16 protein-coding genes are annotated in these 21739 nt (G+C 42.4%); 4 read left to right on the top strand and 12 right to left on the bottom strand.

The genetic code is table 11. The annotated features are described in order from the left end of the window. Positions 1 to 10: 10 nt before the first annotated feature. From FPL27_RS01155 to FPL27_RS01145, 3 genes are all read right to left on the bottom strand, one after another. Positions 11 to 3121 (bottom strand): SusC/RagA family TonB-linked outer membrane protein, encoded by a 3111-nt coding sequence (locus FPL27_RS01155; RefSeq protein WP_143959342.1) that lies wholly within the window; start codon positions 3119 to 3121, stop codon positions 11 to 13. A 1270-nt stretch (positions 3122 to 4391) separates the two neighbouring features. Then, positions 4392 to 5906: a RagB/SusD family nutrient uptake outer membrane protein gene (locus FPL27_RS01150; RefSeq protein ID WP_143959341.1), complete on the bottom strand. Its 1515-nt coding sequence runs from the start codon at positions 5904 to 5906 to the stop codon at positions 4392 to 4394. Positions 5907 to 5931: 25 nt separating this feature from the next. Then, positions 5932 to 9024 carry a SusC/RagA family TonB-linked outer membrane protein gene (locus tag FPL27_RS01145; RefSeq protein ID WP_143959340.1) on the bottom strand — a complete coding sequence of 1031 codons (3093 nt, stop codon included), beginning with the start codon at positions 9022 to 9024 and terminating at the stop codon, positions 5932 to 5934. A gap of 624 nt (positions 9025 to 9648) precedes the next feature. Here FPL27_RS01145 and FPL27_RS01140 point away from each other — a divergent pair. The 3 genes from FPL27_RS01140 (at position 9649) to FPL27_RS01130 (ending at position 11329) form a co-directional block, all read left to right on the top strand. Further along, positions 9649 to 10113 (top strand): hypothetical protein, encoded by a 465-nt coding sequence (locus FPL27_RS01140; protein WP_143959339.1) that lies wholly within the window; start codon positions 9649 to 9651, stop codon positions 10111 to 10113. A 66-nt stretch (positions 10114 to 10179) separates the two neighbouring features. Next, on the top strand, positions 10180 to 10668 hold the full coding sequence (locus FPL27_RS01135) for a hypothetical protein (protein WP_143959338.1): 489 nt from the start codon (positions 10180 to 10182) through the stop codon (positions 10666 to 10668). Positions 10669 to 10843: 175 nt separating this feature from the next. Next, positions 10844 to 11329 carry a membrane lipoprotein lipid attachment site-containing protein gene (locus tag FPL27_RS01130; RefSeq protein WP_143959337.1) on the top strand — a complete coding sequence of 162 codons (486 nt, stop codon included), beginning with the start codon at positions 10844 to 10846 and terminating at the stop codon, positions 11327 to 11329. Between the two features lie 145 nt (positions 11330 to 11474). On the opposite strand, the gene FPL27_RS01125 is transcribed toward FPL27_RS01130, so the two are convergent. The 3 genes from FPL27_RS01125 to FPL27_RS01115 all read right to left on the bottom strand — a co-directional run bounded on the left by FPL27_RS01125 (position 11475) and on the right by FPL27_RS01115 (position 14657). Further along, the gene (locus tag FPL27_RS01125; protein ID WP_143959336.1) at positions 11475 to 12053 is read right to left on the bottom strand and encodes a 2'-5' RNA ligase family protein; all 579 of its coding nucleotides are present in this window, start codon (positions 12051 to 12053) and stop codon (positions 11475 to 11477) included. Between the two features lie 2 nt (positions 12054 to 12055). Further along, complete coding sequence (locus FPL27_RS01120; RefSeq protein ID WP_143959335.1) at positions 12056 to 12964, bottom strand: universal stress protein; 909 nt, start codon at positions 12962 to 12964, stop codon at positions 12056 to 12058. A 322-nt stretch (positions 12965 to 13286) separates the two neighbouring features. Further along, positions 13287 to 14657, bottom strand: a complete 1371-nt coding sequence (locus FPL27_RS01115; RefSeq protein ID WP_143959334.1) for an undecaprenyl-phosphate glucose phosphotransferase — start codon at positions 14655 to 14657, stop codon at positions 13287 to 13289. A gap of 326 nt (positions 14658 to 14983) precedes the next feature. On the opposite strand from FPL27_RS01115, the gene FPL27_RS01110 reads away from it, so the two are divergent. Continuing rightward, the gene (locus FPL27_RS01110) at positions 14984 to 15652 is read left to right on the top strand and encodes a class I SAM-dependent methyltransferase (RefSeq protein ID WP_143959333.1); all 669 of its coding nucleotides are present in this window, start codon (positions 14984 to 14986) and stop codon (positions 15650 to 15652) included. 14 nt (positions 15653 to 15666) lie between these two features. Here the strand turns inward: FPL27_RS01110 and FPL27_RS01105 are convergent, their stop codons facing one another. The 6 genes from FPL27_RS01105 to FPL27_RS01080 all read right to left on the bottom strand — a co-directional run bounded on the left by FPL27_RS01105 (position 15667) and on the right by FPL27_RS01080 (position 21738). Then, entirely contained in the window at positions 15667 to 16383 is a 717-nt protein-coding gene (locus FPL27_RS01105; protein ID WP_143959332.1) for a hypothetical protein, read from the bottom strand. 125 nt (positions 16384 to 16508) lie between these two features. Next, positions 16509 to 17624 carry a DUF4249 family protein gene (locus FPL27_RS01100; protein ID WP_143959331.1) on the bottom strand — a complete coding sequence of 372 codons (1116 nt, stop codon included), beginning with the start codon at positions 17622 to 17624 and terminating at the stop codon, positions 16509 to 16511. 100 nt (positions 17625 to 17724) lie between these two features. After that, entirely contained in the window at positions 17725 to 18450 is a 726-nt protein-coding gene (locus FPL27_RS01095) for a PKD domain-containing protein (protein WP_143959330.1), read from the bottom strand. Between the two features lies 1 nt (position 18451). Then, positions 18452 to 18925 carry a lipocalin family protein gene (locus FPL27_RS01090; RefSeq protein ID WP_143959329.1) on the bottom strand — a complete coding sequence of 158 codons (474 nt, stop codon included), beginning with the start codon at positions 18923 to 18925 and terminating at the stop codon, positions 18452 to 18454. A 373-nt stretch (positions 18926 to 19298) separates the two neighbouring features. Next, entirely contained in the window at positions 19299 to 20477 is a 1179-nt protein-coding gene (locus FPL27_RS01085; RefSeq protein ID WP_143959328.1) for a DUF1972 domain-containing protein, read from the bottom strand. Between the two features lie 346 nt (positions 20478 to 20823). Further along, complete coding sequence (locus FPL27_RS01080) at positions 20824 to 21738, bottom strand: class I SAM-dependent methyltransferase (RefSeq protein ID WP_143959327.1); 915 nt, start codon at positions 21736 to 21738, stop codon at positions 20824 to 20826. Position 21739 lies beyond the last annotated feature (1 nt).

The following is a 21739-nucleotide window of genomic DNA, read 5'->3' as shown; positions in this document are numbered from 1 at the left end:
AAGGTTTTAATTAGAATCCAACATTAAGACCTACAGACCAAGTTCTGATGATTGGTGCTACGTTCCAGTCAACACCGAACTGAAGCTGAGGTGCAGTACCGCTAGCATATTGGTTAGACTCTGGGTCTATACCGGAGTATCCAGTAAAGATGATTGGGTTCTGTACTTGAGCAAACAATCTCGCAGATCTAATATTACCGTTAAAGGTAGTATTCAAGAATTCAGCTGGAAGTCTGTAACCAAGCACGATGTTTTGGATTCTTACAAAATCGCCTCTTTCCACAAATCTGGAATTGGAAGCAGAAGACTGCCACATGTTAGCATCTTGACCAGAATAAAGCTTAGGCACGTCAGTTACCTGACCGCTCTCAGTCCATCTGTTCATGATAGAAGCATGGTTGTTAGAGAAACCTTGTCCTAGCAATCCTCTTAAAGATTCGTTCATGATGTAGTTTCCACCACCGTATCTGATGAAGATTTCAGCATCCCAGTTACCCATGTTGAAGTTGTTAGACCAACCCCCAGTGTATCTTGGAAGTGTGTTACCCAAGAATCTCTGAGTAGGTCCACCAGCTGCGGCTTGAGACACATCAGCAGGGTTGTTTGGATCATATGCTCTCCAAGAGATCGCACCTGGTTGGAGGTTCAACTGAACAATCTCGTCATCACCTCTGTAATACATTGGGTTACCATTAGCAGAGTTTACACCTGCCCACTCAAATCCGTAAAGCTGAGCAACTGGGCCACCCTCTACAGTTCTGTTGAAAGAACCTGTCAAAGGTTGGATCAAGTTTGTAACTTCATTATGAAGCCAAGTAAAGTTAAAATCAGTGTTCCAAACAAAGTTTCCTCTTTCAAGCACTTTGGTTAACAATCTGAATTCCACACCTTGGTTAGTCATCGCACCTACGTTCTGGCTAATTGTGTTACCAGGAACCCCTAAAGATGGAGCAGTTGGCGCCTGAAGTACCATTCCATCAATGTCGTTTCTGAAATAATCAGCAGCAATGGTTACATTACCAATGGTCATATCCAAACCAACGTTCAACTTCTGAGAAGTCTCCCACTGAAGACCTACGTTAGCTACGTTACCATATCCGATACCGGCACCGGCAGCCGCCAGTACTGGACCAAATCCACCAGCATAAGGGAAGGATCCACCTGGAAGGTTAGTATTACCTACCTCAGCATAAGATGCTCTTAATTTCAAATCTGAAATCAAACCAGAGTTGAAGAAATCTTCATCAGATACTCTCCACCCGATAGATCCACCCGGGAAGGTACCTCTTCTGTTATCAGCAGCAAGTTGGGAAATTCCGTCATTCCTTACAGCAAATGACAATAGGTATTTACCTCTGAAGCTATAGTTGAATCTGGCAAAGTATGAATCAAATCCAATCTCAGAAAATCCACCACCAGAGAACTGGTTATTGTATGATCCAGAAATCAAGTTTCTTTGTCTGAAGAAATCATCAGAAAAATCAGTTCCTTGCGCAGTAAAGTTAGAATAAACTGCATATTGATATTCAGCTCCCACAGTAAAGTTTAAGGAGTGATCATCCGCTAAAACAGTTTGATAATTCAAAGTGTTCTGCCAGTTCCATTGGGAAGCTGGCCTATATGACATATAAACACTACCATTCGAGCTTCTTCCGTCACCGTGTCTAGGATCCAAAGTCTGGAAATCTTCAGACATTGTTAAATCCACACCGATCTGAGATCTTGCCGTTAAACCAGTTACGATATCCACTTCACCATAAGCATTACCCAAAATCCTATGAGTTTTGTTTCTATAGTAATTGTTTTCAATTACATAGGCAATATTTGGAATATTATTGTCAGGACCAGCAAGATTAGCACCAAAACCAGTAGTAGCACCATTAGGTGTAATGTTGAATCCATTCCATTGAGTGTTCTCAGGATCAAAGATCGGAACGTTTGGAAGTGCTCTTGTAGCGTTATAAACCGCACCAGATAGTGAGTTAGCGCCTTGATTCAAACCTGTAATTTCAGTATAAGCGTAGGATAAACTAGTACCTACTCTTACACTATTAGAAATAGAGTGGTCTACATTACCTCTAAAAGAATATCTTTTCAAGTCGTTTGGTCTGATAGCAGATTCCTGATCTGTGAAACCCAGAGAGAAAAAGTACTTAGTAGCATCAGATCCACCACTAATAGAAAGGTTATGCTGCTGAGTAGTACCTCTTCTGAAGATATGGTCTTGCCAGTCAGTATTGATACCGCTTGGTCTCGCATTACCCTCAGCATTAGGGTTAGTGTTTCTTACTTTCTCATTAGCAATTGTTACAAACTGATCACCATTCAATAAGTCAAACCTGTCAACCGTTTCATTGAAACCAGTACTCATACTATAGTTAACTTGAGCTTTACCAGTCTGACCTCTTTTGGTCGTGATCAAGATTACACCGTTAGCCGCTCTGGAACCATAAATAGCAGTAGCAGAACCATCCTTTAATACTTCGTAAGACTCGATATCAGCAGGGTTGATGTTAGCCAATGGATTTGAAGCTACAATTGCAGATCTGTCAGAATCCACTACAGGCACACCATCAATAACGATCAAAGGATCAGCACCACCCGAAAGGGAGTTTACACCTCTAATACGGATGATTGGTCTCGCACCCAATACACCAGAAGGAGTAGTAACGGATACACCTGGAGCTCTACCAGCAAGCTGCTGATCAAAGGAAGGCGTTACCAAGTTTTCGATTGCTTCATTCTTAATAGAAGCAACAGAACCGGTAAGTTCTCTTCTTTCCTGCGTACCGTAACCAACTACTACGACTTCACCCAATGTTTTCACATCCGGCTCAAGAAGTACGTCTACGCGAGACTGGTTACCAATTGGAAGTTCCTGAGTAAGGAAACCAACAAAACTAAAAACTAGAGTGTTTGCGTCGGCAGGCACTTCGATGGAATAAGATCCATCCAAGTCAGTGATAGCACCGACTGTAGTACCCTTCACCCGGACGTTTACGCCCGGAACACCCTCCGGTTCTTCAGCGGAGGTAACCGTACCGGTCACCGTCCTGCTTTGTGCCATTACAGATACCACTGTAATAAAGGCGAGCACAAAGCTGAGTAAAATTTTCTTCATGTGTCTTTGATTAAGGTTTATTAACAATTCATTTGGTACAATGATAAACGCATTAAAACAATTATCCAAAACAAGATATAATAACAGCGATTTAGCCGCCTTATTTAATTCCGCTAAAAAGCCCTTTAACAGGTTTTTAACAGATATTAAGAGAAATTTAAATGCTATTTTAAGCCAAAAAATCCTTAATTGGTATTATTATAATTTTTTTTTAACCTTATTGATGATGAAAAATTTTAAATATAATCTTTTCATTATAGCCCTGAATTCTAATGAGTGAATTATTATTACGAAAAGTAAGGCACAAAGCTTATATTATTTTATTATTAAGAAACTATAGGCTCAATATCAGGAGATTATTCTTCAAAACTCGGTTTAAGGTCTTCTTAAAAATGGGAAAAAATACCGAGAAGGCAGGTATTGAAAAAACTTTATATTAATTCAACCATTTTGAAAATTTAGCCCCTCTACCGTTAATATGTATAAAAAAGAGACTTTCATCTGAATTAAACCCTTTTATCAAATACTTCCCTCATTAAAGTCATTTTCATCCAAATCCCCTGATTTATCAAAAGGAAACTACACCTAATTTCCTCTACCCCAACTGACCTTCCCCAATACCAAAAACCTTCCAAATCCAGCACCCATTAATCACATAAAATTTTAATTATCAGTATTTAAAATATCAGTTACTACTGAAAAACAGAGGGTTAAGTAGCCCATCCGCTTTTCACGGATCGGGAACAAGAGCTTGCGGAATGCTTGCCTGCCGTGGTGGGGAGAAGTCTAGATATGAGATAAGGAGTTATCCGCTTCGCTGTTGTCCGTCACGTGGGTCGGCTTCGCCTCCCCGGGATTGTTGTCATTGTTGTCATTGTTCTACTTCCGCGCCCAGCAGTCGCTGCTGTACCTTCATCCCGCCCGTGGGCTACACATTGAATAGAACAATGACACCACTGACAACTGAGGACCGCAGGACCGAGACAACAGTCCCGAACAGCGTAGAATTTTCGGGACGGACAACCATCACAACCATTTCAAACATTAACCCCGAAGCTTTGCGGATCACTTGCCGTGGTAGGGAGGGTCTAGATATGAAATAGACTCAAAATGGCATATAGAAACGATTGTTGCTGAGTTACTTTGTACTTGGTACAATGTATTTAGTACAATGAAAATATGGCACAAAAAAAACCTGGCAGATTAAAAAAACCTGCCAGGTCTAACGTGAGCATTACATAGTACATCGTACTTAGTACCTAGTACAATATCAATAACCCGGATTTTGCTGCCCAGCCAACAACGGATTATTCACAATCTCCTGCAAAGGAATCGCCCATACAAACAAATTACTGCTATAGGGAACACTATGATCCAAGGTGATATCAGCATCAGGCTCATATTGCTCTATCGAGCCTATAGAACGGGAAGCCGCTTTGGGCGGAATTCCAGGAAGCTCTCCCATGCCGGACAGCCTATGGATATCATACCACCAAAGGCCTTCAGCCAAAAATTCAATCCTTTTCTCGTTCCATATCCCCTGAATCACCCCATCAGGCAGGGCCCCGGCATCATACGATGGCGTGCCTTCTGGGGTGGCCCGATCACGTACAGAGTTGAGTAAAGTAAGCGCAGTAGCCTCATCACCCAATCGGGCATGAGCCTCGGCAGCATTTAGTACCACTTCGGCATACCTAATCAATGGAGTAGGATCATCACGGTTGATGTACCCAGTATATTTTGCGGTATAATACCCATCTGGACTGCTGGTAGTAAGCTCAGTCCTACGCAGATCATCCTCCACCCAGAAAGGTTCGTTCCAAATCAATGGACTGATCTTCACCAAGCCCCGACCACCTTCAGCGGGGTTGCCATACATAGCAGCCAAAGCACCATTGACTCCAGGATTTGATTCAGCTGTGTTATTCAAAGAAAATATACTTTCCGGGTTGCCATCTGGGCTATCAAATGGGTCAGCTGGAGAAGCTGCAAGTTGGAAATTAGTCAATTTGGCTGCCTCTTCCAATACTCCAGCCCAATCCAGTTGATGAAGTTTCACCCGTGTCTTGAACGCAATTGCCGCAGCTTGTGAAGCCCTGAATGGTACCCCTGTATTGGTCCCTAACTGTTCGGCTTCATCTAAGTCCTGAAGGATCAAAGTATAAACTTCCTCCACAGTTCCTCTTCCAACTGTGGCTGCTTCTTCCAACCGCTCAGTATCACTGATAGCTGTATTCCTATAAGGAATGCCCAAATTTCCAGAAGGATTATCAGCATAAGGCCTACTAAAGTCGGTCACCAATTGCCAGTGAGAAAATGCTCTCATAAAAAGCATTTCAGCTCTGTAACTGTCATGTTCTTCTTGATCGATAATTCCATTAGCCAAGGCAGTCTGAAGCCCCTCCAAGACCACATTGGCACGATTGATAAGCCTATATGTACCTATCCACATCCCCTCTTGATTGGCTGTAGATGGCGTCCACCCCCCTATATAAGTGACTTCATAGAAAAGCTGGTCATTGTACATATCCCCGCTGCGCATATCACCCTGCTGGATGGAAGCCGCGCCAAATGGATACCCCCTTTGAATAATGCCAAGGTAAAAGCCTCTCTGGGCGGCATCATATACGCCTAGGATGTTGCCTTCCACTTTTCCGGCGTCAGCAAATGCTTCCTCTTCAGGCACCAAGGTGACTGGACTTTGATCCGTCACGTCACAGGCTCCAAAAACCAGGAGTCCTGAAATAGCGGCAACAAATATATTTTTTGATTTTATACGTTTCATATTGTTTTTATTTAAAATCCACCACTTAGAATCCTACATTAAGCCCAAATGACCAAGTTCTGATGATAGGAGCTGAGTTCCAGTCAATACCAAATTGAAGCTGGCTTCCAGGGAAGGTATTTAGCTCAGGATCCACACCGGTATAATTGGTAAAGATGAACGGGTTCTGTACCTGTCCGAAAATACGCACAGAACGGATTCCACCGTTGAAGGCATTGTCTAGCCACTCGGAAGGAATTCTGTAACCCAGCACTATATTTTGAACCCGCAAGAAATCTCCTTTCTCCACAAACCTACTGTTGGCCGCTCCTGCTGCCCAAATATTGGCATCCTGACCGGTATATAGTAAGGGGACATCTGTAGTCTGACCACTCTCAGTCCAACGGTTGAGGATTTCAGCATTATTATTGGAGAATCCCATGCCCAGTTGCCCTCTGCGGGTTTCATTCATAATATAGTTGCCGCCGGAGTACCTGAAGAAAATCTCAGCGTCGAAATTTCCGATTACAAACTGGTTGGTCCAGCCTCCTTGCCATCTGGGAAGCGTATTGCCCAACAGTTGCAGATCACTTCCCCCAAGGCCTGTAGCAGTTTCTGAAATGTCACCCGGGTTGTTTTGGTTATATGCTCTCCAGCCAGTATTATCCTGCTCCAGATTATATTGGACCAGTGAACCATCACCTTTCACATAAATAGGGTTACCATTGGCCGAGTTGACCCCAAACCATTCATAACCATATAATTGGGCAATTGGACCCCCTACTTCTGTTCTATTGAATGTTGAGGTAATCGGGCTGATCAAAGTGGTGACCTCATTTTGTAACCATGTAAAATTGAAGTCTGTATTCCAACTGAAGTTATCCCTTTCAATAATTCCAGCCATAATCCTTAACTCAACCCCCTGATTGACCATAGCACCCACGTTTTCAAAGATTCGGTTTTGTGGTACACCATATGAAGAGGCGGTAATCCTCTCTAATACCAGGTCGCGGATATCATTTCTGAAATAGTCGGCAGCTACTGTTACATTTCCAACGGTGAAGTCAAGTCCCGCATTCAATTTTCGAGAAGTCTCCCATTGCAGATTAGGGTTGGCGATCTGGTCAAAACCAATCCCTGGACCAAGGCCAGACAAAGCTGCAGAATAACCACCTACATAAGGAAAGAATCCAATTTCTGTGTTACCTACCTCAGCAAAGGAAGCCCTCACTTTAAAATCAGAAATCAAGGCACTGTTAAAAAACCCTTCATCGGATATCCTCCAGCCTATGGATCCACCCATAAATGTACCTCGCCTATTATCTACTGGCAGAGCGGAAATACCATCGTTTCTTACAGAGGCTGATAAAAGGTAACGACCATCAAAGCTATAATTGACCCTTGCAAAATAAGAGTCAAAACCCTGTTCGTCCATACCACCACCAATCTGCTGCACTCCCGCGGATCCGGTTACAATGTTAGACTGCTGGAAGAAAACATCTGCAATCTGTGTACCCGTAGCGGAATAAAAATGCTGGTTGGTATATTGGAATTCAGCACCAACAGTCACATTCAGGCTGTGACTTTCACCAAGAATAGCCTGATAATTCAAAGTGTTCTGCTGATTCCAACGGTATACAGGTCTATAGGCCTGTAGCATCAAACCGGCATTACCTCGACCATCCCCGTGCCTGGCATCCCAGGTAAGAAACTCATCGGCGAATGTCATATCAGCACCAAACTGAGTCCTTAACGTCAAATCAGGTACAATATCCCATTCTCCGAAAATATTTCCTAAGAACCTGGCAGTTCGGCCACGATAAACATTATTTGCCAACACAAAAGCTATATTGGGAATATTGTTGTCAATATTACCCAAGTTAGGTCCCCTACCAAGCGCTGCTCCATCAGGTGTGGTATTGAATCCGTCATAGAATGTATTCTCGGGATCGAATATGTTGATATTCGGAAATGCCCTTGTCACATTATAAGTAGCACCGGAAAGGGAGTTTTCCCCATTATTAAGGGATTCAATTTCAGTAAAGGAAAAGCTCATATTTGTCCCTATCCTTACCCTTTGGGAAATATTATGATCCACATTCGCTCTAAGCGAATACCTGGTAAGCTCATTGGCCCGGATATATCCTTCCTGGTCAGTATAACCCAAGGAGAAGAAGTATTTGGTATCCGCCGATCCACCTCTAATCGATAGGTTATGTTGGGTTACCAGACCCCTTCTGAAAATATAATCCTGCCAATCGGTATTAACTCCTGGCTGGGCAAGATCTCCTAAACCAGCATTGGTCCTTTTCTCATTGGCAATGGTAACAAACTGGTCCCCGTTGAGCAGATCAAAACGGCTAACTTCTTCATTCCAACCCACGCTCACATTATAATCCACCTGGGCCTTGCCTTCTATACCCTTTTTGGTAGTGATCAAGATCACCCCGTTGGCAGCCCGCGAACCAAAAATAGCCGTGGCGGAACCGTCCTTCAGTACCTCAAAGGATTCTATATCGGCAGGGTTGATCTGAGCAAGCGGATTGCTGGGAAAGTTTGCAGCTCGGTCAGCATTCACCACCGGCACACCATCGATTACGATCAGCGGGCTAGCGTCCGAAGTAATGGAGTTGATACCCCTAATCCGGATTACAGGAGCCTGACCCAGCACCCCACCAGGGGTGGTCACATTTACACCTGGTGCCCGACCTGCAAGCTGCTGGTCAAAAGATGGGGTCACCAGGTTTTCAATTGCCCGGTTATCAATAGATGATACCGACCCTGTAAGTTCCCTACGTTCCTGAGTACCATAACCCACGACTACCACTTCACCCAGGGTTTTCACATCGGGCTCAAGCAGTACATCGATAGTGGATTGGTTACCGATTGCAATCTCTTGGGTCAGGAAACCCACAAAGCTAAATACCAAGGTATTACCGTCTTCTGGCACTTCAAGGGAGTACGAACCGTCAATATCGGTGATCGTACCCACAGTGGTGCCTGCTACCCGCACGTTGACGCCGGGCACCCCTTCTGGTTCTTCTGCGGAGGTCACCGTTCCGGAGACCGTCCTGCTTTGCGCCGCCACAGAGAATACTGTGAACACGGCGAGCACAAAGCCTAGTAAACTTTTTTTCATGCAGTTTTATTTAAGGTGGAACAAATAATTTGGAACATCTAAATTAACCACATTAACATATCTTAACAACTTGATTTATACCATTTTATAATGTTAAAATACCAATAAGATTATTTTTTGTACCTAGAGGAAATAATTTTTAATAAAATTGTACATTACTGAAGTTGAGGAGGTTAGAAGTTTATTGTCCCCGAAGTGCATAGCTGCGCTGCATGCACTTCCGGGGTACGGTTTAGGGGAGGGGTAGGAGTTGAATCCACAACCCCTTGAGCCCCCCAAAATAGTAGGCTTTAAGAGACTGACAAGCCCGGTCCGGTAGTGGAAACCTACGAATCCAAACCCAATCCCAAAGTCCCAGTGGGACGGTCGATATACTAACCCCAGGTGCCAACCTGGGGACCCAAACCAACACCACTCCCCACAAAGTCCCAGAGGGACGAGCCATATTAAGACGTGCTCATATCGGCCATATAGAGAGATCTAAATCCTAACCTCCCAAATACGGAAGACTTAGGTAATAATAGAAATTATCCCTACTTTTATTGTAGCGGACTGGGACAATAAACCGTATGGTCTTTACAACTAAATTTTATTATGATAAAATACTCCTTATTAGCATGCTTGATGGCTTTAATCTTTTTTAGCGCATGCCAGGAAGATAACAGCATCACGACTGAAACATCCGTTGAAGGCCAGTGGGAACTTCAAGGATTGAGAAGCAACTGGATTGATGATATGATTTCTGTGGATGAATTGAATTATTCAGATAGCTACACCTTCAGAGCTGATGGTACTTTCACTAAGTTTAATTCCGTATTGGGATCGGAATTATCGGGAACCTTTGAGGAAATCACGCCAGGCACTGAAGCAAATGTCAACCATGTCAAACAATTAAGACTTACCTTCAACCCTGATGAATTAGAGAATGTGCTTAATGCGGAGGACGCCGGTGGCTGGAATCAAGAACATCAATTTCATGTGTTTTATGGCCACAACGAAACTGAAGAGCTTACCCTCCACCCAGATGGCACCCTTTCAAACGCTGGATTCGCCTGGAGAGATGGACCTATTTATATCTATAAAAGATAACCATCCTTTCTTTGCGACTTAGCGACTTAGTGGCTAACCTAATACTTAGACTAAACTTTACTATAAATGAAAAACCTACTATTATTGGCCTTTGCCGTATTGATCTTGGCCGCTTGCCAAAACGATGACAATCTCAACATGCCGCTGACTGAAATAGGGGATTGGAAGCTTGAGCAGGTAACCCAACCAGGCTCAGGAGAAGTAATTTCAGCTGCAGACCTAAATTTTAGCCAAACCTATACCTTCAAAACCGATGGGACATTCTCTAAATTCAGCACAGAAACAGGCGTGAACCTATCCGGGACATATGAGGCAGAAGACGCAGAGCCCGATGATAGATTTGAGCCCTTAACAGTTAAATGGTTAACACTCACCTTTGACATAGATCAATATGAAGCAATTTTAGTGATGGAGGACAGCATGAGCACCACTGATGTCGACAAATACATCTTTGGAAGTGACAATATGGAAGTAATTGCCTTAAGAGTAGACCATACCCTCATGAACATCGGCCAGCGCTTTCATGGCAAAGCTATGCTCTACACTAGAAAATAAACTGAAAGGATACCTTTCCTTTGCGACTTCCCGCCTTTGTGGCTAACCTTTTCGCAGGTATTTGTATTTCTAGAACTTATAAAAAGAGAAAGGTTAAAAGTAAGAAGAGAAAAAAAAACTTTGTGCCCTCGCGCCTTAGTGGCTAACCTAATACTTAGACTAAACTTTACTATAAATGAAAAACCTACTATTATTGGCCTTTGCCGTATTGATCTTGACAGGTTGTCAAAACGATGATAACCCAACCGTATTGACTGAGATAGGGGAGTGGAAACTAGAGCAGTTGACTCCTGTGCGTTCAACAGAAGTGATCTCAGCGGCCGACCTTGATTTTACCGAAACCTACCATTTCAGGGAAAATGGGACTTTTTCAAAATTCAGCACTAGGGCAGAAATGGAGCTTTCAGGAACTTATGAAACAGTTCCAGTTGATCCTGATGACAGCTTTGACCCAATGATGGTCAGACAGCTTATTCTAACCTTTAATAGTGATCAATACGAATCTATATTGGATCGTGAGGAAGGTTCGAATCGGGCATATGTAGATTTGTATATTTACGGTGTTGACAATTTTGAAGTATTATCCCTGCGGAATGACCACACCCTTTCAAACGGTGGCCATCGTTCTCATGGGGACTTTTTGGTATACACTAGGAAGTAACTTAGAAAGTACGAAGTCAGAAATACGAGGTACGAAGGACAAAAAAACCTGCCAGGCCTCTCCAAAAGTACGAAGTCAGAAGATAAGTTTGGCAGGTTTTATAAATACATAAGAAACCTCAGAGGATTGAATACCACGTCAATCGCTAGAAATACTTGGTACTTGGTACTTGGTACTTGGTACCTAGTACAATTTGAATCACTACCTCCCAATTCCTTTCTCCCTTTTTCAACAGCGCCACTTTATCCACATATAAGCGCTCAAAAAAACCTTCTTCCTTCAAAAAAGCGAGGCACTCATCAAAACGGCTGTCTTTCACATCCTTGGAAGCTATAGTCATATGGGGATTATATGCTTTGTCGGCCAGCTCTTCTATTAACTTCAATTCCCGTTTGCAAAACTCACCTAGCTCCTGCTGCAAAGTCATCAATTCGGGGGGCTGGCTGACTCTGATGTAGAGTACCCGCCGTCCAAATCGGCCAATGCCTTTCAGTTCAAGGTCAAAAGCAGGCTGCTGGCCTAAAAATGTGGATAAGTGATCAATCAGTTTCTGCTCCTTTGCCTCATTATACCTAAACGGCATCTTGAGCGTCACATGGGCCGGAGATTTTAGGGCGTATTTGAAGTTGAATTTATCCTTGACGGCCAACTTCAAGCCCGTGGCCTTCTCCTGAATTTCCCCCTCAGGAACAATCGCTATGTAGTATTTAGCATAATTGGGCATTTCTACACCTTAAACAAGGCCTCTAAGAACCCCATATTTTCTCCTTTGGTTTTATAGATCAGCATGGGAATCTCATAATTGAGATGCACAAGGCGCTCAGCCACGCTCCCTATCAGCAAAGCGGCAGAATCCGTCCTTCCACGGCTTCCCATCAGGATCATGTCCGTCTCCAATGCCTTTGCCATTTCCATTATGTATTTTGAGGCGTGCTTGTCTTCTTTGAGCATAAACTTGCACTCGTATTCCGGCAACTTATTTTTCCTGATAAACTCTCCATATTCCTTTTGGGCATTCTTCAGCATGATATGTGCAAACTCCTCATAGGACTTACCTGTCTTATAATACCCTTTAGGCACCTCATATATGTGCAGGCAGGTAATGGTTGCTTGGAATTTCTGCGCCAGATTCTCAATTAGGCTTAAAGTAAGATGGGAATACTCGGAAAAATCAACCGGCACCAGGAAATTGTTAATCTCTTTAACTTTAAGGTTTTCTGTGAGAAACAAAACCGAACAAGGTGCCTTTTGGGCCAAGTTTTTCGACAAGGTACCGCTGCCTTCGAGCACAATCTTGCGCCCCATAATCAACAAGTCTATGTTTTTGATCTTTGACCAACGCAGCAAAGTCGCCATAGGGTCACCCTCCTTCACGCTGATATCCACCTCCACGGAAGTGGGAATAAACTCAGAAGCTTTGTCTTGGATGCTCTTTTTAATAGATTCATCTACAGGGGCCATCAGATCAGGGTAGGTGCTGGTTACTTCGGCAGGCAAAGCCAGGTCCTTTTCCACATGGACAAAATAGATCTTCTCAATCCCTAAGAGATCAACAAGTTTACCCGTCTTTTCCATCAGGATCTGGTCCATCTCCGTGAGATCCAGGCCTACTAATACTTTTTGAAATTGCTTCATAGGGAGTAGGATTAGCGCAAAAATTAAATTTTTAACGTGTTTACCATTCTTAAAAGGTACAAAGTACCAGGTACCAAGTACAAAGTATTTCTAGGACAAATCACGTTCGAAGCAATGCAAAGGTTGTTCTTTCATTGACCGTTTTTACTTTCTGGGGATCCTTTTTGTTTTGTCAGGTCCTAAAATTCTCAGTACTTTTCTCTATTTAACTTTCCGCGAAGGAGCTCTGTGAAACTCCTTTTAAACCTCTGCGAAACCCTGCCTGCAGCAGGCAGGTCTGTGTCCCTTTCCCTTCGTACTTCCAACTTCGTACCTCGTACTTCTAATAAGCGTTTTCCCTATTAAATATCAACTCATGCACGGTCTTCACCACTATTGACAGATCCAACCAGATAGACCAATTTTGAATATAGAAATAGTCCAACCTGACCCTAGAGCGAATTTGGTAAGGCATCTCAATTTCCCCACGATAGCCCTTCACCTGCGCCAAGCCGGTAATCCCCGGTTTGATCTTGTGCCGGGTGTTATACTTTTCTATGCTCTGCTTAAAAGTCTGGTTCATAGGTACCGTATGCGGTCTTGGACCCACGATAGACATTTCTCCGAACAGCACGTTGATAAACTGCGGCATTTCATCCAATGAGGTACTCCTCAGGAAAGCACCAATTGTCGTCACCCTAGGGTCACTTTTGGTGGCTTGCTGCGTATCGGCGTAGTCATTCGGCGTCATGGAACGAAACTTCAGGCATCGAAAAACCCGGTTGTTTTCCCCATTCCGCTCCTGTACAAAAAATATCGGTCCCTTGGATTCCAATTTGATAAGCAAGCCCACCAGCGGGATTAGCCAACTCAGAATAAAAACAATCACCAAAGATGAAAATACTATGTCAAAAGCCCTTTTTGCAAACCTGTTAACCACATTATCCAAAGGGATGTCATTTACATTGATAACCAAAAAATCCCCATACTTCGAAAAGGATAGGTTTTTCTCCAACTGAAGGCTTTTGTCTGGGATGATTTTGACCTTGATGCACTTATCATCGGCATAGTTGATGATACTTTTGATTTTGTCAGCTTCAAGATTTTCATTGATATAGATCAGATCAAGTTCCATCTGTTCAGCCTGCTCAAAAAAATCAGTCACTTTCCCTTTGGTTTCCAAGCATGAAAACGCATCATCATAATAGCCTAGGAAATTGATCCCAAAATCCCTGCGGTAGGAAAACATCTGCGCCAGACGGTTGCTTGCCCCACCTTTGCCGATGATCACAGCATTTCTATAATTGCCCCCTTTGATACGGTATTGCTTCAGCGCAATATGCACAGCCACGCGGTACACACTCAGCAAAATAAGCATCATGTGCACATTAATCAGCAAATAGAGGCGGCTGAGATGATAAGTCTGGAATAGCACCCACATCACTGAAATGATGGCCACAAACCAGAGAACGGACCCAAACAGCTGTTTAAGCGTCTGGCTATAGTCGGTCGTACGGCCAAGTTTATAGTCCTTTCTGAAGAGGGTAACGCCAAGCCACACCATCAGAAAGCCTAGGTAAAAGACATCAGAAGTGAGCTCAGTATTGAAAATAGAGGCGAGGATCACTTTCGAAAGCAAAAGTGACAATACAATAATCAAAGCATCCCCCAGGCTGAAAAGCCATGGGAAATTTTTATAAAAGCGTTTAGCCATAAAAATCCTGTACCGACTTGTTCCCCCACAAGCAGGGTAATTCAATATTGTTCTTTCAAGGTTTTATGAGAACCTAGCGAGATTTCAATGCAAAAATAATCAAATATTAATGACTCACTACCATATCCTTTGATTAATCCGCACAGATTTGTCAACACATTCATGCAATTTGACCGCCAATTATTGCGATATTTGGAAATTCAGATGCAAGATGCTAGTTGTCCGATGTCCGATGACCGATGAAGGTAGGCTACATCCGACATCCGACATCCGTCATCCGTCATCCGTCATCGGACATCCGTCATCCGACAATTAACAACAAAAAAATGTGGACTTTTAAATCTCTTTTAGCCTCTTCGGAAACGGAAGGATCTCTGGGTAAAAAATTCAGGGAAGAAAGGTTTAGGTTTTTTGAGCAGCTAGTTGAAAAAACCTTTCCGCCAAACCAAAAAATCAGCGTACTTGATGTAGGGGGAACTCAGGCCTATTGGGAAGGTAAGAACATACTCAAAAAGAGAAACCTTGAAATCACCGTGCTAAACCTGATCGAGTTTCCGGTAAGCCTGCCCAATTTTAAAACTGTGGCAGGGGATGCTACTAATATGCCTGAATTTGAGGACAATAGTTTTGACCTGGTCTTTTCCAACTCGGTAATCGAGCACCTTTACAGCCGGGAAAACCAACAGAAAATGGCCAATGAAATCAGAAGGGTTGGGAAGAACTACTTTGTGCAGACCCCCAACCGCAACTTTATCATCGAGCCCCATTACGCTCTTCCACTTTTTCAGTTTGTACCAAAAGGCCTGGCCTATAGCATCCTCACCAAAACCAAACTCAGCCGCTTCAATCGCTGGGACCCCACCATTGCCCAGCAATATCTCGACGAAATCCGCCTCCTAAGCATCCAGGAAATGAAAGCCCTATTCCCGGACGGGGAGGTTTACCTGGAAAAATTCCTGGGTATGAATAAGTCGGTGACGATGTTTAGGTTTTAAGTACGAGGTGTCATTTAAAAATCCATATAGCTTACGGGCATTCTGACAAAGCCATTGGTAACTTCTCGCTGAATACTGGTTTTAACACCATTGCCTTCATAACCAAATACTTTAGCCTCAAATGTTGCCTCTATATAGGTGTTCCCATTTGGAGTAGTGCCCACTTTGAGAATCTCAAAACTGGAATCAGCTTGTGCATCATCCTTTACTAGGGTTTCAAAGCCATAGGGAGCGGTAGAATGTGTAGTAAGATAATGGCGATGCTCATTTTCGCCTAGCATAGCCAACTCCAGGGCTACCCCATCTTGGGAATTGTGCCTGTCATAGTCGAAGGAATAGGGATACATACCTTCTTGGATAAAATCCTTTCTATCTTCTTCATATAGGGTGTAAAGATTGCCAGTTCTGATTTTTAACTCCTCTTTCAGATACTTTTTACCTAGTATAACTTTCAAACTGCCATCACCTGAGTGATCTCTCATAGATGTGGAAACTTTGAAGAACAATGAATCATACTCCTCGAAGGTGGGCTTTTGGGAAACGTAATAAGCCTGCAGAACCCCCGTTCCATTACCATTTACGGAATTGCCGGTATATTCCACTCCCCCAATGGTATAGGTAAACTCCCAAACCAGTTCCGTTTCCTCTTCCTCCTGGATTACTGGTTCTCCATTTTCCTGACAGGATGCCAGTAGAAGTACGGCAAAAATCAATGGTAATACTCTTTTCATATTTTTTTCTTTTGAACGAAGATAAGTATAATTTTTTTTCAATTCTTAAGCTTCTAGGTATAAAAATTCTGGGGCCTCCTTTTATGCACTCATTTAAGCCTACATCGTACATTGTATTCGTACCGCTAATGATCATAAATAATCTGCCTAAAAGGCTCAGGTACCTCCATCGTTCCTTCTGTGTAATAGTCCACGCATATATTCATACCCTCTCTTAAGATTGGTATACCCTCAACTCTATACCGGAAATCCTGATGGGAAGCATAGAAATTGACCCTTCTCACCATTCTTGAATCAAACTTGTGATTTGAAGTAGAAAAAGTACCCAAAACTACCTCCTTGTTATCTGCAAGATTTGAAATATTTCCTTTTAAATTGGATGGCATAGCATCAAAAATATTTCCAGTGTTCTCCTGTTGTTCTTGAATAAGGCCAAAATAGGATGTTTGAAAGTCATTTAATCCATACATATCAATCTCCACGTAAAACCTTCCCAATCGGTTCATAGGTAAAGCCACAACATTAAATCTTCCTTCACTCCCCAAGCCAACATTGGAATGATAAGGGTTAATATTAATTTTAGGGGTTAATATATTGTAGTATATATAACAGGTACATTGACATTCCCCCCGAGGTTCCTCAGGGTCGAATCGGGTATGAACTTCCTCAATCCCTTTGGTTTTGAAGTAATACCCATAAGCCTTCTGCGATTGCCTTTCCAACTCTACATTAACATTCAGAAACACCTGCGTTTGCCCAAAGGGCTCCCCAAACACAGGGCTTATGAATACTAATTTTTCCTCAGCTTCATAGTTATATTCATTGATTTTAGGCGCAGGCGCCACTTCCTGCCAAGTTGACTGATAATGGGTCCTGTCCTGAAGGAGAAAATTCAATCTGTACCTTTCATTCTCATCAAGCTCAAAATCACCTACTGGCAGATAAGCCCCTACAAGGGAATCCAGAGCCAGGGAGAATTCAAATTCAATATTTTTTCTGGCAGTTTCCGTCTCCACATACATCCTTCTGATCTCAGGCCTATCAGTATAGCGGTTGAAAGAGCCGGACTGAAAGGCGGCAGGGTAGTAGACCTTCACATACGTCATATTGGGATCATTGGACACCCAGCCATCCACCGCTAATTTCCTTTCCTGCTCTGGCACATTAATACGGATTTCGTCAATGCAGGAAACCTGAAGCAAAAAAATGAAAAAAACACAAACCTTACCGAATCTATACATCAACTAAATATGATGGTTTTATGGCTAAATTCAAAACGTTTAGAGTGCCAATGGCGCGCTTCCAGACCCTGCCTTGAAACCTCGTAGATGGCTAGCATCTTCATGGATAAACTGCATTATACCTAATACCCAAACTTCCATCACCATTTGAAACCGCATTAAAACTTCCAGTTAACCTATCCGGATCATACCCGTATGAAGTATATAAGGTAAATACTGAACCAAAATGAGCTATTACTTCATCTGTATTTGCATCAAAAAATCTGATACGCGGATTTTGATTAATTGAATAACCATTTCCTCCCAACGGGATATTTTCAACTTCCCATGAAATAGGCAAATCCTGACTATTAAAGCTTGAAAACACCTCACTTCTATATATTTCACTTTCTAATATTTCCCCACTGCCATGTGGTGAGGTAATTTGATTCACCGTAAAATATATGTCCATATCACGATTCCGGTATTCAGGGAAAATATTATTTAGCTCTAGACTATTTGCATGGTATTGTCCAATAATGACATCTTTTTGGCTAGTGGTCTGACTTCCCCCAGTACTCATTACAGTCAAGGTAATGGTAAAGACCCCTGCTTCCTCATATACAATATTATTGGGGCGTTGTTCATTGGATGTTAACCCATTCCCAAAATCCCAATCGTAACGGACTCCTCTTAAAGTTACTTCTTCAATAATTAGAGGTTCTCCGACTATGAAGTCAGGTTGAGCAAGTTCAAAATCTGCCTGCAGTGTGGGGTTTTGATCTTCAGGTGAGCAGGAGAATAAAAGTATTAGGAATACAATTAGGGGGGCTTTTAATTTTATCATTTTATTGTAATTTGTTTTTCTGCATTTCTACCACAAGTCCGTTTCGGTCTTCGGTCTTTTTATTTCTTACAAATACCATATCATTCTTACCCACATCCCCATTCCCATGAATTAGATTCATCACCAAACTATCAGAGTTCACTTCTTTAATAAAAAATTTATAAGTCTTGATCTTCGAAAGGTCATTTATGTACAGCGTATCTGATGTTACATGCCACCGCCCCATTTTCTCAATCATTTGATTTTCCTTGTAATCTGAAAAAAACACCGTATCCATGTCAAAATGATAGTACGTATTATCCAATACCATTTGAAATGTATTTTCAACCCGAATTCTTTCTTCATCACTGGCTTCAAAATGTCTAGGGGAAGAAATTATATTTGAAAAGGCCTCAAAAGAGACTAATTGCCATTTTCCTAATAATTCTGATTGAATTAGGCTAAATGGAACAAGTACAAGAAAAATTGCTTTCATAGAGTGGTATATATAAAAACTAAATTGAGTATGTACAAATTAAGGATTTAAATTGCTTCTCCCAAAGAAATAGGTGATTTTATCAAATTTATACCGCTCAAATTACCCTCATCAACACGCCAACCTTTAAAAATCAACCTGACGAATTAATGCAAAAACTAGATCTTAAATCATTTATTTAAAGGCATCAAACAGAATCTAAAGCCATATAATCTTCTTATCAACTTTTGACCACCTTTTTACCATGTTCTAAGCATCTTCTAATTTTGTTAAGCTTATAAACAAAAATGGCCCTCAGTATTACTGAGAGCCATCTATTTTAAAATCTAAATAATAAACCCCAAGGTATTACGCTTAAATAGCTTTCACTACATCACTTTTCCACTTGATCCACTTTTTCGATACGCTTACTTAAAGCTACTTTCTTACCGGAAAGTCGCTGGAAGACCTCCAAATACTTATCCGTCACGATTTCCCAATCATACTTCTCGGTCAGCCCATCTCGGGAGGTTTTTCTAAGTTCATCCATGGCGGCAGGGGCGGATTCGGATCTGGATACGATGTCGACTACGGCATTGGCATTTTTCTCGAAAAACCATCCATGTTCCCCATCCTGCAGCATCTCCCTGTTAAAAGGTGTATTGAGCGCCAGGATAGCACAACCGAAGCCCAGGGCTTTTAACATGGCTGGATTGGTACCTCCGTACTCATGTCCGTGGAAGTAGGCATAACTGTTTTGGTATAAAGCGGCCAGGTCTTCAGGATCAGTGACATAGCCTGTAAAAAGAAGGCGCTTGTCGTCAATGCTTTTCAACTTATCCACATAATCATCCTGAAATGGTACGCCGCCCACTATAACCAGTTTACGCTTTGATTTGGACTTCACAAACCCTTCAATGATCAGGTCGGCATTGTTGTCCGGCACAAGGCGACCCACTATTAGGAAATAGCCTTCCGGATAAAGATTCCACTTATCTATTCTCGCCGGATCGGCGCTGAGGGTAGGGTTTGCTCCATAGGCGATCACTTCTGATTCGGCGTTGAACATTTCCTTGTACACCCGCTGCATTTCGTCGGAGTCATTGATCACCTGGTCGTACAATTTGGTGGCAAGGCGGCTGGCAAATTTAAAGTAGCGGGAACCTATTCCCTTCCACTTTGGCCGCAGCCATTCCAGTCCGTCCACATTGATGGCGGTTCTCTTTCTAAAAATACGGGAGATCATCCCAAAAGGACCATTGCCACTATTCACTACAAAAATCACGTCCACGTCGGTAAAGCAGGCGTGGACCATGGAAAGAAAAGAATGCGTCAACTGGGTTAGGCTCTTGGTCTCTATGGCTGGAAGGTATTTGAGCTTGATGCCGTTTACCTCCTCGGGTTGCTGCTCAAATAAGGCACTATGGCAATATACGGTCACTTCTACGCCCCGTTCCTGCAGCCTTTCCCCCAGCTCCTTCACCATGGTATCATACCCACCATACACATAGGGATACCCTTTGGCTCCCAATATGGCTACTTTCAACTTTTCTCCTCCTGAAGTATTTGACATATATACTATTTTCTTCACTATGATTATCCGCGAAGATGCCAATAGGCAGCTTTCCTTTGATTTTGAGGTAGGATGACCGAAGACCGAAGACCGAAGAAGCCTTAAATCCTGATTTCAGCCATTCGTACATTAGTTGACGGTGCATACTGGCAATAAAGCTGATATAAACATTTCATAAAACCTTTGCAAACCAAAGGCCCCAATTGCACTAACGCGGAATATTTATCCCAATTTATTGCTAAATTCTTCAATCTCAAGCAACTCACCGATGAAATTACCTAACTCGACCTTCAAAAACCCAAATCCAACGAAATGCGTTCCAATCGGTCAACCACCTGCTCAACCCTTAATTCTTTCGAAAGAAGAACGCTGCTTGGTCTCCTTTTCTAGCTTTATTTAATCGAATCGCTTCTTTTTCCCATTTAACTATAGTCTCTTGATCAAAATAATCCAAAGGGTTTGCGCCAAAGTGGGAGATGTTCTTTTTACATAATTCACTAGCCCAAAACTGAAAAGCCGTACTGTCATATTCCACCTTTTCCAAAGTAAAACCGGCCGATTGACCCAATATCTCCATTCCCTTTTCACTATGGATAAAAATATGCCTAGGAGCATCTAATTGCACCCAATCAGCACCATATTTATCCCAAGCTTCTCCATTGGATACCGGGATTCTGATAAGTAACTGTCCTTTGGGATTAAGGATCTTATAGGCTTGCCTCACAACCTCCAAGGGTTTGTCCATATGCTCAAAGGCATGATGCATCATGACACAATCAAACTTTTCCTCAATTTCGAATACAGACTTTCTTTCTAATTTCAACGAGGAACTAATGACACCTTCATTTTTCATAAAAGGATCAAACCCGGTCAAATCCTTATACCCGCTGCTATAAAGCTCATAAAGCAACTGTCCAGATCCACAGCCTATATCTGCTATTTTATCACTGTATTTGAGGTTTAACTTTCTAAACCAAGGTCCGTATATAGGTTCCAGCCACTTAAAGGGAAGTTTTTGATAACCTTTTAAACGAACTTTCTTGACAAACCTTCTAAAGGCATTGGAATAATTTAACCCTAAATAATATTTCGGTGGGTAATAGGGGGTAAGATCCTGGGGAGGGTTTAATTGTTGGATGGTACCACAGTTACTGCAACTAGAAAAGGGGAAGGTTTCATGAGTCCCAAACATATGTTCCTTCACGTAAAATTCGCGGTTACCCTCGGAGTTTTGACAAACCTGGCAGGTTGTTGAAGACATA

This window comes from Litoribacter populi (assembly GCF_007483685.1).
Lineage (GTDB): Bacteria > Bacteroidota > Bacteroidia > Cytophagales > Cyclobacteriaceae > Litoribacter > Litoribacter populi.
This window is presented reverse-complemented; position numbering and strand designations above follow the sequence as displayed.